This is a genomic window from Streptomyces sp. NPDC058864, from assembly GCF_042742985.1.
In the GTDB taxonomy this organism is placed as follows: domain Bacteria; phylum Actinomycetota; class Actinomycetes; order Streptomycetales; family Streptomycetaceae; genus Actinacidiphila.
The window spans coordinates 1-13,771 of record NZ_JBHYMQ010000074.1 but is presented as its reverse complement, the minus strand read 5'-3'; the positions used below and the strand labels follow the sequence as shown (position 1 = coordinate 13,771).

At 72.2% G+C, this 13,771-nt stretch carries 8 protein-coding genes; 2 read left to right on the top strand and 6 right to left on the bottom strand.

Annotation, left to right across the window (positions count from 1 at the left end; genetic code table 11):
• Positions 1-67: 67 nt before the first annotated feature.
• From ACFW3D_RS35340 to ACFW3D_RS35330, 3 genes are all read right to left on the bottom strand, one after another.
• Positions 68-2,182 (bottom strand): SpoIIE family protein phosphatase, encoded by a 2,115-nt coding sequence (locus ACFW3D_RS35340; protein WP_500511520.1) that lies wholly within the window; start codon positions 2,180-2,182, stop codon positions 68-70.
• A 261-nt stretch (positions 2,183-2,443) separates the two neighbouring features.
• Positions 2,444-2,944 (bottom strand): hypothetical protein, encoded by a 501-nt coding sequence (locus tag ACFW3D_RS35335; protein WP_500511561.1) that lies wholly within the window; start codon positions 2,942-2,944, stop codon positions 2,444-2,446.
• Between the two features lie 2 nt (positions 2,945-2,946).
• Entirely contained in the window at positions 2,947-4,254 is a 1,308-nt protein-coding gene (locus tag ACFW3D_RS35330) for a molybdopterin-dependent oxidoreductase (RefSeq protein WP_500511518.1), read from the bottom strand.
• 517 nt (positions 4,255-4,771) lie between these two features.
• Between ACFW3D_RS35330 and nhaA the strand changes: the two genes are divergently transcribed.
• On the top strand, positions 4,772-6,091 hold the full coding sequence (gene nhaA, locus ACFW3D_RS35325) for a Na+/H+ antiporter NhaA (RefSeq protein ID WP_500511516.1): 1,320 nt from the start codon (positions 4,772-4,774) through the stop codon (positions 6,089-6,091).
• Between the two features lie 256 nt (positions 6,092-6,347).
• Here nhaA and ACFW3D_RS35320 read toward each other — a convergent pair whose 3' ends face one another.
• The gene (locus tag ACFW3D_RS35320; protein WP_500511514.1) at positions 6,348-10,172 is read right to left on the bottom strand and encodes a S8 family serine peptidase; all 3,825 of its coding nucleotides are present in this window, start codon (positions 10,170-10,172) and stop codon (positions 6,348-6,350) included.
• 408 nt (positions 10,173-10,580) lie between these two features.
• On the opposite strand from ACFW3D_RS35320, the gene ACFW3D_RS35315 reads away from it, so the two are divergent.
• The gene (locus ACFW3D_RS35315) at positions 10,581-11,837 is read left to right on the top strand and encodes an MFS transporter (protein WP_500511512.1); all 1,257 of its coding nucleotides are present in this window, start codon (positions 10,581-10,583) and stop codon (positions 11,835-11,837) included.
• Positions 11,838-11,859: 22 nt separating this feature from the next.
• On the opposite strand, the gene ACFW3D_RS35310 is transcribed toward ACFW3D_RS35315, so the two are convergent.
• On the bottom strand, positions 11,860-12,315 hold the full coding sequence (locus tag ACFW3D_RS35310) for a VOC family protein (RefSeq protein WP_500511510.1): 456 nt from the start codon (positions 12,313-12,315) through the stop codon (positions 11,860-11,862).
• Between the two features lie 185 nt (positions 12,316-12,500).
• Entirely contained in the window at positions 12,501-13,556 is a 1,056-nt protein-coding gene (locus ACFW3D_RS35305; RefSeq protein ID WP_500511508.1) for an MBL fold metallo-hydrolase, read from the bottom strand.
• Positions 13,557-13,771 lie beyond the last annotated feature (215 nt).

The window sequence follows — 13,771 nt, the reverse complement described above, 5'->3', positions numbered from 1 at the left end:
CGGGCGACGCGTACGCGGTTGCCGCACGTCGGGGAGCACCATTCACGGCGGTGCGTGACGCCGCACCTCACACTGCGCGGACCAGGAGCAGGGCCATGTCGTCGGTGCCGGGCGTGGTGCGGGTGGCGTGGTCGATGAGGTCGTCGGCGAGGGCGTCGACGGGCCGCTCCGGGGCTCGGGCGAGTCGTCGGGCGAGCTCGCCGATCGACCGGTCGATGTCGGTGCCCGGCGTTTCGACGAGCCCGTCGGTGTAAAGGGCGAGCGTGGTGCCGGGAGGGAGCGGGATGTCCGCGGTGGTGTAGTCGGCGTGCTGCTGGATGCCCAGGAGCAGGCCGGGCGGCAGGCGGACGACGTCGGTGCGGCCGTCGGGGTGGCGGATCAGCGGCGGGGGATGGCCGGCGGTGGCCAGGTGTGCGCGGTGCCGGGCGAGGTCGAGGTGACCGTAGAGGCAGCTGGTGAACAGGCCCGGGTCGAGGTCGATCAGGAGGCGGTTTGTGCAGGTGAGGACCTCGTGTGGGGGTGGGCCCGCTGTGGCGTGGGAGTGGACGGCGGCGCGGACCTGTCCCATGAGGGCGGCAGCGCTGATGCTGTGGCCCTGGACGTCACCGATGACAGCGGCGGCGGCACCGGTGGTCTCGCAGCGGATGAGGTCGTAGAAGTCGCCGCCGACCTCCATGCCGCGGCCTGCCTGCCGGTACCTGGCGGCGACCTCCAGCCCCGGGACGCACGGCAGGCTCCGTGGCAGCAGCCCCGTCTGGAGACTGTGGGCGAGCTGCCGCTGGGTGTCGTAGAGGCGGGCGCGGTCCAGTGCCTGGGCGACGAGTCCGGCCAGGGCGGTCAGGACGGCGCGTTCCGCCGGGGGGAAGGGCCGGGGGCGGTCGTAGGACAGGACGAGGGTCCCGACGGGGTGCCCCGAGGTGATCAGCGGAAGGAAGGCCCAGGCGTCGCGGGACCGGTAGCGGACGGCTTCGGGATAGGCACGCTGGAGGTCCGCGAAGCTGGCGAAGAAGCTCGGAATGCCGCTGACCAGGGCTTTCCCGGGTGGAGTGAGGGCTGTCCACGGTGCGCCGTCGTAGCGGTTGAGGAAGCCGGTGCTGTAACCGCGGTGCCCGATGACGCGCAGCCGGCCCTCGTCCATCGTCATCAGGACCAGGCCCTGCGGTCCGAAGGCGGGCACCAGCTGGTCGGCGACGAGATCGACGACGTCCTGCGTGCCGGCGGCCTGTGTCAGGGTCGCCGCCAGGTGCATCAACTGGTACTGCTCGGCGGCCGTGGCCGACTCCGCCGTCGGCCGCCGCCCGGAGTCCCCGGTCGTCGCCGGCCCGACCCGCGCGGGAGTGATGTGGATGCTGATGCCGCGGGCGCCCGGGTAGAGCCGGAAGGTCAGCCAGCGGTCCGGTGGACGCAGGGCGGTGAAGGACGTGGGCTCGCGGCCCAGGACAGCGGCGCGGTAGAGGTCCTCGTGGACGGGATGGTCCAGCCACGGAAGCACCTCCCACGGCCGGCTGCCCATCAGGTCGGCAGCGCCGGCACCGAGCAGATCGGCCGCGGCAGGGTTGACGTACGTGACCCGCCCGTCCATGTCCAGTGCGCAGCAGCCGATGGGAAGGCGCTCGGAGAAGTCCACGGCGGCCAGGGCCGCGGCCTCGCTCTGGGTGAAGCGGCGGGCCGGCGTCAGCACCTGCGGCTCACTGCGGGGCAGTATCGGCTCGCCGCGGTCGGAAGCCTGCTGGAGCAGGAGCCCGGTGTGGCTGCAGAACGCACTGATCGCGTCCCGTTCACGGCGGCTGAGCTGCGGCTGGTGCCACAACGGCCACAGCAGTGCGATCCCGCCCCAGGCGGTGGTGTCCTGGGTGATGGGGGCGGCCGCCAGCATGAAGTCGTAGGGCACCACCAGCCCGACGTTGGGATAATGGCGGGCCATGTCCTGCCGGCTGCTCAACCACACCACACGGCGCTCACGGACGGCGTCCGTCACCGGTGTGGAGGTGCCGAGCGCGACCCGTGTCCAGGGCGCGGCGATCCGCCGGGAAGCCCCGGAGATCATCGCCAGTTGCTGTACGCGCCCACCGGGAAGGACCAGGTAGAGCAGGCCGACGGAAGCGCCGGTCGCCTGCACGACCCCGGCGAAGGAACCCTCCAGCTGCTCCAGCCCTCCGGCAGCAGTGGTCGGACGCGTCACGAGTCGCACCTCCTCCTGTGGCGGAGGGGCCTGTGCGCCAGGCGCACCCTCGCCGCTCGGCGCAGCCCGGGTTCGGCCTCCTGCCGGCGGACGGACCACCGGCGCCACCGAGGGGTCGCCTTCCGGTCTCCGCAGGGCCCACGGGCGTGCGTCCCCGCGCGTGCGCCCTCGGGCCCTTCTGGTGGACGCCTACCCGATGACCCGGTCGTGACGCCCGCGGAAACGACGGGATGGCTCCTGCGGCGTGCGGGCAGGCCGCGGTCAGTGCGAGGAGGCGTTCCTCGGAGGCGGGTCCGCGCCGTCCGGCGCCTGCCGGTGGATCCGGCCCAGCTTGAGGGCGAAGGCCAGGGCGGACAGACCGAACATCACCGCGGTGACGGCCAGCCACCGGCCGATGTAGAGGGCGTCGGTGAGCCCTGTGGCACCTTGATAGGGGGCCGGCAGCCTGAAGATCAGGGGGAACCAGACCAGGAGCAGTACTCCGGACAGGAAGGAAGGCACCCGCAGGTAGTTGATCCACGCCGGTGTCGGCATGTGCCGGGCCCGGTGCCGGAGTACCGAGCGGGCCGAGAGGTCGGCGAGGGAGTAGAGCGGCAGCAGGATGAGGTCGTGCAGGACCGCCGCCCCCACCAGCCAGATCACCACTTCGACGGGCCGCTGCTCGAACAGGCGGACGCAGGCGTAGCCGGTGACGGCGAACGAGCAGATGAGGACGAGCAGGTGGAGGGGGTTGGCGCCGTACCAGCGCGGGAACCGGGACATGATCACGTCCGGAAGGTGAGTCGGTGCACCCATTTGGTGTTGTTGACCCCGGGGTTGGCCGGCACGATGACACGCGCCGGGAAGCCGTGGTCCATGGACAGGTCCGCTCCGTTGACCCGCAGCGCGAGCAGGGCCAGCGGGTCGTGGATCTGGTTTCCGCGAAGCATCACGGAGCTGTAGGGGCCCGGCGGCTGGACGGACTCGACCAGCACGCTCGCCGCGGAGCGCACTCCGCTCAGTGCCGCCAGGTCGGCGAGCCGGAGTCCCTCCCAGCGCTGGTCCGTGGTGGACCAGCCCTCCACGCAGGCGATCGGCAGTGCCGCGGTGTACCGCGGCATGGCCAGCAACTGCTCGCGGGTGAGGACCAGGGGCCGTCCGACGCCGTGTACCTCCAGCCTCCAGGCCGGGCCGACGAGTTCGGGGGTGACGCCGACGGAAGCGGCGGTCTTGTTGATCTGGAAGCCGTTCGGGCCGCCACCCGGATCACGGTTGTGCGGCGCGAGCAGGGCCGTCTCGCGCAGTCGGCCACCGATGCTCTGCCCCGCGGTGACTACCAGCAGCAGGAGTGATCCGGCGCCGACCATGCCCACGGCGCCGCGACGGCTCATGGTGGGCTCCGCCGGGGCGACCGGGACGAGGCCGTACGGGTCGGGAGGCTCGGTCCGGGTGGCGGAGACCCCGGTGCGCAGTTCCCGGAACGGATTGCGACCGCGCAGAGCACGCGTCATCCGCCCCAGCTTCAGGCTCACGTGGACGACGAAGGCGGCGATGAACACCCAGGCGCCGTAGAAGTGCAGGGTGTAGAAGGAGCCGGGGAAGACGTAGAAGAGCTGCACGTTGAAGATGCCGGTCACGAACTCGAAGATGGCCCCGCCCACCAGCAGGAGCAGTGACAGCCGTTCGAGGGCGTGGGCGACCGACCGCAGGGGCGGCCATGTGAACAGCTTCGGGATCACCGACCACAGTTTGGCCAGCACCACCGGTACGAGGGTGACGCCCAGCGTCACATGTACGCCCTGGGTGAGCCGGTACAGCCACCGCGGACGGGTCGGCCAGTCGAAGAGGTAGAACCCCAGCAGGCCCTTGCCGGGGGTCTGGTCGTTGATCGGCCCCAGGTCCGGGTTGTAGGCGGCGTAGGAGAGCGCACCGGTCACGAACATCACCGGGATGCCGAACAGCAGCACGAGCCCGAAGACCGACGTCAGCCACGGCCCACGGATGGGACTGCGCCAGAAGCCGGGCCGGAGCGGACCGGGAGGTACGCGCGCCGAACCGATCCGCCGCCCGACCGCGGCCGCACCGAGGGACACGGACCGGACGAACCTCCCGCGGCGCCGCTGTGGGGCAGCCCGGGTTTCCTTCGGGCCTTCCGTGCCCTTCGGGCCTTCCGTGCCTTCCGGGCGTCCGGCCGATGATGGCTGTCCGCTGCCGCTCATGAACCGATCCTCCGCAGCCAGGGCGCGTACCGCGCGGGGCGGCCGCCGTGATCCAGCCACCCACTCATATCCCGAGCCCGGCCGCGGGTCGTCCCGCCGCCACCGAGGACGGGGGAATTACCGACCGAAAAGGCGTGTGAACGGTGCGAGCGAGTGACCCGTGCGGACCTCGCGGCAGGGCCGGCAGGCCGCGCAGCTCCTCGCGAGGACGTGCCTGGTCGGGGCACTCCGGCTTCCCGACGGCCGACCCGGTGCACTTGGGGCCGTCGAGGTGCGGTGGCTAGGGTGTCAGTAAGGCGTCAAGAAAAGGCGCCCGGTGTGCCGGGAAGTCTGGTCGGCGTTGTCAGGAGCCGTGTGCCCTCTGCCGTCGACACCCTGGAGGTTCGCCCCTGTGGCCACCACCCCGCCTTCCCGTCCTCCTCTGTTCCTCGGTGTGCTCCCGTGGCCGGAGCGGCGGGCCGTCGCCCGCGCCCTGCGGACGGAGACGGTCGGTGGGCTGGTTCTGCTGGCCGCCGCGGTGGTGGCTCTGGTGTGGGCGAACAGCCCGTGGAGCGGAGCGTACGAGGCGGTACGCGACTTCCACTTCGGCGTTCCCGCTCTCGGGCTGGACCTGTCGGTCGGGCACTGGGCCGCGGACGGGCTGCTGACGGTCTTCTTCCTGGTCGCCGGGATCGAGCTGAAGCGTGAACTCGTCGTCGGGGAACTGCGGACCCCGGCGACCGCCGCCCTGCCGGTCATAGCGGCCGTGTGCGGGATGGCCGTACCTGCCGGGCTGTACGTGGCGGTCGCCGCGCTCGGCGGCGGGAGCCTGCAGGGCTGGGCGGTGCCGATGGCCACCGACATCGCCTTCGCGCTGGCCGTGCTGGCCGTCATCTCCACCCACCTCCCCGCGGCCCTGCGGGCGTTTCTCCTCACCCTCGCGGTGGTGGACGACCTGGGCGCGATCCTGGTGATCGCAGTGTTCTTCACCGCCGACCTGAACCTGTGGGCGCTGCTGGGGGCGGTGGGCGGACTCGCTCTGTTCCACACCCTCCAGCGGCTGCGGGTCACCGGCTGGTGGTGGTACGTGCCGCTGGGTCTGGTGATCTGGGCCCTGATGTACAACGGCGGCGTGCACGCCACCGTCGCCGGCGTCGCCATGGGCCTGATACTGCGTACCACCCGGGACGACGACGAGATCGCCTCGCCCGCCGAGCGCACCGGATTCCTGCTGCACCCGCTGTCCGCCGGCGTCGCGGTCCCGCTGTTCGCCCTGTTCGCCGCGGGCGTCACGGTCTCGGCGGGCGCCCTGGGCGAGGTCTTCACCCGCCCCGAGCCGCTGGGTGTGGTCGTGGCCCTGTTCTGCGGCAAGATCATCGGCATCTTCGCGGGTACCTGCCTCGCCGCCCGCTTCACCCGTGCCCGCCTCAACCCGGACCTGGCCTGGGCCGACGTGTTCAGCCTCGCAACGCTGGGCGGGATCGGCTTCACGGTCGCCCTGCTGATCGGCGAACTCGCATTCCCCCCGGCCCAGGGCGAGCACGTCAAAGCGGCCGTCCTCGTCGCCTCCCTGATGTCCGCCTGCGCGGCCTCGATCCTCCTGCACCGCCGGAACCGGCTGTACCGGCGGCTGTGCGCGGAGGAGAACGCGGACACGGACGCGGACGGCATTCCCGACATCTACCAGCGCGGCGCCGGGAGCCCCGCGGTGGCGGCCGAACAGGCGGACTGAACGCCTGGCACCGGGCCCCGCACCTCCGCCGAGTGCGCGGGGCCGTCATGTGCGTGCCCGCCCCGAGGGCGTGGGGCGAGGCGGCGGGCCGGAGCCCGCCGCCTCGTCCGAGGAGCCGGCCGGTACCGGCGCCGGTCAGACGTCGGCGATGGGGGCGGGGCGGTTCTCCGGCACCCCCCGTGGTGGGACAAAATGCGACGGCGGGTGCCGGGGGCCATGCCCCCGGCACCCGCCGTGATCGGCCGGGCGGTTGGGCCTACGCGCCGAGCCGGTAGGCGCGTTCCACGGTCTGCCGGACCGTGTTGCCCGCCTTGTCGGTTGCGGTGACCCGAAGGGTCACGTAACCGCCGTCACGCCGGTCGCCCGGCCGCTCGATGGTGGCGGTGAACCGGTTGTGGCCGCGGTCCTTGACACGGACCTGGCCCTTCCAGCTCTTGCCGTCGTCGAAGGAGGCCTCGACCTTGAGCCCGACCCCGGTGGGCGCCGCGAGCCCGTCCTGGTTCCTGACGGTCAGGTCGAGGTCGTGCCGCTTGTCGCCGCCGACGGAGTTCCACAGGTCGGCGGGGACGCCGTAGTCGATCTGGAGGAGCGGCAGCAGGGTCTCCTTCGCCGCGGTGCCGGAGCGGAAGGTCCAGGACGTGGCGGTCCTCGTGCCGGTCTGCCAGTACTCGGTGTCGCGCTCGGTCGTCAGGTCCAGGCGGTAGTCGGCCGTTCCGGCGGGGACGGAGAGGTCCCGCCAGGCGTCGGCGGCCTCGCTCACCTTCTCACCGTTGCGGTAGAGGACCGCCGCCACGGTGTCGCCCTCCATGTAGGACGGATCGTCCATCGTCCCGGGCGCCCCCGTCCTTCCGCCGATCCCGCCCCCGAAGGAGGGAACCTGCTTGCGGCCCCAGTGGCCGGCCACCGCGTCGGTGTACTCCGGGATCGACAGGCTGAGGACGTCACCGTCGCGGACGGCCGGACGGTTCCAGCCGCGCGGGATGGACGGCCGGACCACGCCCTTGTACCACTCCTCGGTGGCCTTCTCGCCCGCCTTGAAGGTGCGCGGGGTGTCGCGCAGGCCGGACTGCAGGGCCCCCGCGAAGAACTGCTCGGGACCGGTCATGAAGTCGACGTCGTGCATCCACTGCGTGTCGCCGGAAGTGACGTACTCGGTACGGCTCTTGCCCGTCGGCACCCAGCGCGAGGTCTCCCAGGCGACATCGGTGTAGGGGCGCCAGCTGAAGCGCTGCTCGCTGGTCCAGTGCAGCGGGCCGTTGTTCGCGTAGGACGCCGTCACCCGCGCGGTGTTGCGGTCCGTGACGGTGTACGTGACGTCCTGCGGGATCTGCTGCCACTGCGTCGCGACGTCGTACAGGTACGGGCTCTCGACCGTTCCGGAGATGTCGACGACGGTCTTGTGCTTCTTCATGTACTGCAGCAGCTCGGCGCCGTCGGAGGCCGTCATCCGGACGACGGGCGCGGCGGAGCGGGTGTCCATCGGCTTCCAGCGGGTCCAGGCGATGAGCCCCTCGGGCAGGACGACCACCACGCCCTTGGCGCCCGCCTTCGCGGCCGTCTCCGCCAGGTCGTACCCGTCCATCGCGGAATCGTCGCGGATCACGGCGAGCTTGCCCCGCACGGTGCCGGGCCGCAGGTCCGGCTTGTCCCTCGTCCCCGCGTCCACGGCGACCAGCCGCTCGCCCCGGGGGTCGAACGGGGTGGACAGCTTGGCGTAGAACGGCCGCAGGTCGAAGCCGGCACCGCGGACCTCGGTCCTGAGCTCGGGGGCGGTCATCTCGAAGCGGGCGTTGAACTCGAAGGCGCCCTCGGTGACCTTCGATGTGGGATTCGCGTAGACGTCCACAAAACCGCCGCCGTCTTCGTAGAAGATGCCCATGGTCTGCTCGACCCCGTCGATCTTCCGGTACATCTGGTACGTCACGTTGTTGCGCCGCTCGGCCGGCTCGGGCGTGTGCACCCGCACCAGTTTGGCCTTGCGTGCGTCCAGGGTGACGGTCGTGTCCTTGGTGACCTTCACCTCGGGGTTGACGACCTGGATCAGGCGGACGCCGTCGCTGGTGTCCTCGGCCAGCGTGCCGCCGACGAGGTAGGTGCCCTCCTCGACCTCGGCGACCCCCACGTCCGTGAACCGGACCTCGGCGTCCCCTCCGTAGACGTCCAGCAGGGACCACCCGGTGGGCTGCCCGTCGGGTCCGTAGGACTCGGTGGTGAGCTTGTGCATCGGGGCGCGCACCCACAGGCTGAGGGTGGTGTGCACCGACGTGCCGTCCGCGGACGTGGCGGCGACGTAGCCGTAGAAGGAGCCGCGGCCCGCCTTCGCCGGGTCGACGCCGACCGGCACCTCGACCGTCGCACCCGCGGCGACGCGGACGGTGTCCGCGCCCAGCGTCAGCGCCTGCGCGGGGAGTTCCTTGCCGCCCTTGGCCGTCAGCGCGGCCCGCAGGCTCAGCGACACTTCCTTGTCGGAGTGGTTGGTGTAGCGGACCACGCCGGCCCGGTGCACGGGAGACCCGTCCCTGTCGAGCGGGCCCAGGACGATCGTCCCGGTGGCGGTCACGGGGGAGGTGAACGCCGCCTTGACGTCGACACGGCCGCCGCCCTGCTCGGTCGGCACCTGACCGGACACCGTGTGGGACGTGCTGATCAGCGCGTCCTTGAGCTGCTCACCCGTCCAGTCGGGGTGCTGCCCGGCCAGCAGCGCCGCCGCACCGGTCACATGCGGGGTGGCCATGGACGTACCACTGGCCGCCACGTAGTTGTCGTCGACCGGGGTCCCCATGGTCGTGCCCGCGGCGCGCGCGGCGACGATCCCGACACCCGGGGCGGTGATGTCCGGCTTGGCCGCCTTGTCACCGACACGCGGGCCACGGCTGGAGAAGGAGGCCAGTGAGTCGTCGCGGTCCACGGCGCCCACGGTGAGGGCGGCGTCCGCCGCGCCGGGCGACCCCACCGTGCTTTCGCCCAGTGCACCGGCATTGCCCGCGGCGACGACGAACAGCGCTCCGCTGCTGCGGGAGATCTCGTTCACCGCCATGCTCATGGGATCGGTGCCGTCACTCGGTTCGTCCGAGCCCAGGCTCATGTTGACGACCCGGGCGCCCTGCGCCGCGGCCCACTCCATGCCGGCGATGACCTGGGACTCGCTGCCGAAGCCGTCGTCGCCGAGGACCTTGCCGATCAGCAGGTCGGCGCTGGGCGCGACGCCCTTGCGCAGGCCGCCCGAGGCGGCGCCGCTGCCGCCGGCGGTCGCGGCGACATGCGTGCCGTGCCCGAAGTGGTCCTGGGTCGAACCGCTGTCGGAGAAGTCCTTCGCCTCGCTCACCCGGCCCGCCAGGTCCGGATGCGTCTGGTCGGCGCCGGTGTCCAGGACCGCGACCTTGACGCCCTCACCGTGGTAACCGGCAGCCCACGCGGCAGGCGCGTTGATCTGCGCGGTGCTGCGGTCCAGCGTCGGCCGTACCCTCTGGTCCAGCCACACCTTCGGAGTCGCCGAAGCGGCGCTCGCCACGGAGGCGTCCGCCCCGGGCGCGAGCTGCTTCCAGAACGCGGCCAGATCCTCGTCGCCCACCCGCAGCGCCTGGGCGTCGATGCTCGTCAGCCGCCGAGGCCCGGCCGAGCCCTCGTGGAACTTCGCGAGCGCGTCGGCCTTCTTCTCCGCCGCACGCGCCGTACCCGCCGGCGCGGAGACGATCACGGGCAGGGCGTCGGCGTGCGCCTCGTCGTACCCCTGGGCCACCAGGGCCGTCACGTCGAAGAGTCCGGCGTCCAGCCGCCCGGTGCGGACCAGCATCGCCGCGTCCGAGGGCAGCACCGTCAGGGCGCCGTCCTTTTCGACGATCTGGAAGAACACCTTCTCGCGACCCGGGGCACGCTGCACCGAAGCCGTCTTCTTCCCGTTCGGCGCGTCGCCGACGGTGACCCGGTCGCCGGTGATCAACCGCACGGTGGCCGTGCCCTCTTGCGGCGTGGGCGTCCGTGCGGCGGACCCCGACGGGGCCTGGGCGGAGGCGGGCGCGACAGCACCCGTCGCCACCATCGCCGACATGGATATCACCGCCCAGAGGCGGATCCGTCTCATTGGTGTCTGCACCCCTTCTGTCGTCCCGGGATCCGGGCAGAGCGTTCGTGAGCGGGTGTCACGACACGTCGTCGTGGCACCCCACCGCGGTTGACGGCGTGGGGACTTCGGGCCGGAACCCATGTGGGGGCGACGGCGAGCACGAATGCCGCGACGGCCCCACGTACAACTGCGGTTCACAAGCCGTTCGGAATCATGCGGTGTGCCGACCGGCCTTGTCAGCGATCGGGCCTGGCACAACTGGGCCATGTCACAAGGGCGCCACAGCGCCCCCGGGCCCGGGGCCGCGCACGGCCCGCGACCTCGGGAAATCCAGGTGACCGACGAGCCGGCGTTGCCTACGATCGGACGCTGCCCGTTGTGTCCCCGCCCGTGATCGGTCGCCCCGTGAAATCCGTGATTCCCGGCGTGCTGCGTGATGAGCCGCAGTTCGCCCGCCTGTTCATCGGGCAGTCCCTGTCGGTACTGGGCGACCGGGTGTCGTTCGTGGCGGTGCCCTTCGCCGTGCTCTCGGCGGGCGGGTCCGCGTCCGACGTCGGAGTGGTGACCGCCGCGGGGCTGCTGCCCATGCTGCTCTTCACCCTGGTGGGCGGTGTGTGGGCGGACCGCTTCCGGCGGCACCGCATCATGCTGGTCTCGGACCTGGTGCGGTTCGCCGCCCAGGGGCTCATCGCCGTGCTGCTGCTGACCGGCGTCGGTGAGGTTCCGCACCTCGTCCTGCTGATGATCGTGTTCGGCACGGCGGACGCGTTCTTCATGCCAGCCTCCACCGGGCTGCTGCCGCTGGTCGTGGCGCCCGACCGGCTGCGGGCCGCGAACGCCCTGCGGGGCTTCGTGCAGTCGTCCGGGCTGGTGCTCGGCCCCGCTGTGGCCGGCGGCCTGATCGCCCTGGCCGGCCCCGGCGGCGCACTGGCCCTGGACGCCCTCACCTTCGCGGTCAGCGCCGCGTTCCTGGCCCGGCTGCGACCTCGCGGGACGGAACCGGGGACGGGGCAGGCCGCCGGAACGACGACGTTCCTCGGTGAACTGCGTGCGGGCTGGGCCCAGGTGCGCAGCCGGACGTGGGTGTGGTCCGGCATGGCGGCCATCGCGGTCTACCACGTCGTAGTGCTGCCGTCGGTGTTCGTGCTGGGGCCCGTCCTCGCGGAACGCGAGTGGGGCGGTGCGGCGAGCTGGTCGGTGGTCGTCGCCGCCTTCGGCGTCGGCGCCATCGTCGGAGACGTCTGCGCCTACCGCCTCAAGATCGCGCGTCCGATGGCCCTGGCCGCCGCCGCACTCGCCGTGGCCTCCTGCCAGGCGGTCATCATCGGCAGCGGCGGCTCGCTCGCCCTGATCGCGGGCCTCGAAGCGGTCACCGGCGTCGCCGTCTCCCTCTTCTTCGTCCTCTGGGAGACCGCGCTGCAGACACACGTGCCCGAGGCCGCCCTGTCCCGCGTGAGTTCCTACGACCACCTGCTCTCGACAGGGCTCATGCCGCTCGGCCTGGCCCTCGCCGGCCCGGTCTCCGAGACCCTCGGCGTACGGACCACCCTGTACGCGATGACGATCGTTGCCGTCCCCGCCGCCCTCGCCCTGCTGTGCGTCCCGGCGGTACGCCGCCTCCCGGCGTCCCCGGGCGCGCAGAGCACCGTCCCCCACGCCGCCTCAGAAGTGGCCCTGCCGTGAGGCGCGCGGGGGACGGGTCCGGTCAGGAGCCCGCGGGCGGATCGGCCAGGATTCCGCGGAGCAGGCCGGTGGCCTGACCGACCTCGATCAGGTAGCCGTCGGGATCACGCAGGTAACAGCGCAGTTCGGAGCCCCGGTCCAAGGGTTCGGTCAGGAAGCGGGCACCCTTGGCGACGGCATGCGCGTGGAAGGCGGCGATGTCGGCGACCCGTACGTTCAGGAAACCGGACACGCGGTCGGTGCGCTGGGGCACCTCCAGTGTCACGTCCGGCTTGTCGGGGGTGGGGCCGCCGCCCGGGTTCATGATGAGCCAGCTGTTGGCGACCTTGACGATCGCCGGGTTCTCCTCCATCACGACCTCACCGCCGAAGACCTCCGCGTAGAAGCGGCGCGAGACCGCGACGTCCCGGACGGTCAGGAAGTGGGTCAGGAGAAGGCCGTGCTCGGGCACAGGGAGGTCGGCGGGCGATGGGCTCATCGTTCGTCATCCTTCGTCGAGGCGGGGTGGTCCCGGGTCCGCCGCCGGTACGCGACCGGACCGTGCGGGCCGTGGGCCGACGGCCGGGGAAGTTCACCGTTCGAAGTGGTCGACCGATGCGGCCGGGGTTCTGTGACACCTCGGCTGGACTTCCGGTGCCCCTTCCGCCGTCGCCGGGTGGGGTGTCAGGCCGCGGTGAGGCGGTGCGTGGTGCCGCTGCTGCTCGCGGCCCAGGCTTCGGGCATGGCCGCGGCGAGGGCGTGCTGGGCCCGCCAGCCGGTGCAGTGGCCGGGGGCGATCAGGTGCGGGCCGAGGTCCGTGAGCGCGCGGACGGTGGGAGGGATGACGGGTTCGAAGGCGGGGCCGGTGAGATGGAAGCCGCCCAGCAGGGCGTGCAGGGGGCGTACCCCGGTCAGCCGCTGCGCGTGGCGGACGATGTTGACGACTCCCGCGTGACCGCAGCCTGTCAGGACGACCAGGCCGCGGCCCTCGAGGTGCACCACCAGGGCCTGGTCGTCGATGACCTGCGGGTCGTGCTCCCAGTGGTCGCCGCGCCATGCCTGGTGCGCGGCCGGCATGCCGTGCTCGAAATCGGTGGTGCGGTCCACCTCGCCGGTGATCAGCACGCTCTGGTCGACGAGGAGGGAGGGCCGGCTGCGTTCGACGACCTCGAATCCCTCCGCGTCGAGCGCCTTCTTGCTGAGGGTGGGCATGTCGAAGGTGCTCTGCGGGGTGTGGAGGCGGCGCCGGGTCCAGGCGTGGGGGTGGACGACCATCGGCATCCTGGCGGGACCGAGCCGGGCGGCGAGGCCGCCGAGACCTCCCGCGTGGTCGAAGTGGCCGTGGCTGAGGACGATGCCCTGCGGGACCGCAAGGTCGATGCCGAGCCGGTCGGCGTTGGTGACCACGCCCGACGGCGAAAGGCCCGCGTCGAACAGCAGCATGGTCTCGCGGTCGCCGCGGCGGACCGTGACCAGGGCGGAGAAGCCGTGCTCCGCAAGCAGGCCCACGGCCGTGTGCCCCGCTTGGAACTGCCCGGCGGCGGTGTCGGCGGGCCCGAATCCGGCCCTGGCGGTGTGTTCGTCGCCGACGAGCAGGGCGTCGAAGGTGTTGTCCATCAGGACGGTGACACGGACCTCGTCGACGGGCCGGAGGGTGACCGGGTCCACGGCCCGGCCGGGCGCCGGCCGCGGCGCGGAGAGCGCCGCGTCGTGGGCGGTGGCGTGAGTGGTGTCGCACATGGCGGTCCGCAGTCAGTTCGTGCCGTGGAGGACGGGATCAGTCGTCGACGCCGGTCGGGACGGCTCCACACCGATGCTCCACCGCTTCTCCGACCTCGTCAAACGCACCGGTGCACGGGCGAGGGGGTGCGCACCGGGAACCCGGAGCGCACCCCCACCCGGGGGGGCGTGCCAACCCCAGGCGGCAGGGCCCCGCGAGGAGATCCGCACCCTCA

Excerpts from the sequence above, each read along its gene's own strand:
- ACFW3D_RS35310 (WP_500511510.1), bottom strand. The coding sequence starts at position 12,315 with ATGAGCCCATCGCCCGCCGACCTCCCTGTGCCCGAGCACGGCCTTCTC.
- ACFW3D_RS35320 (WP_500511514.1), bottom strand. The coding sequence starts at position 10,172 with ATGAGACGGATCCGCCTCTGGGCGGTGATATCCATGTCGGCGATGGTG.
- ACFW3D_RS35305 (WP_500511508.1), bottom strand. The coding sequence starts at position 13,556 with ATGTGCGACACCACTCACGCCACCGCCCACGACGCGGCGCTCTCCGCG.
- ACFW3D_RS35335 (WP_500511561.1), bottom strand. The coding sequence starts at position 2,944 with ATGTCCCGGTTCCCGCGCTGGTACGGCGCCAACCCCCTCCACCTGCTC.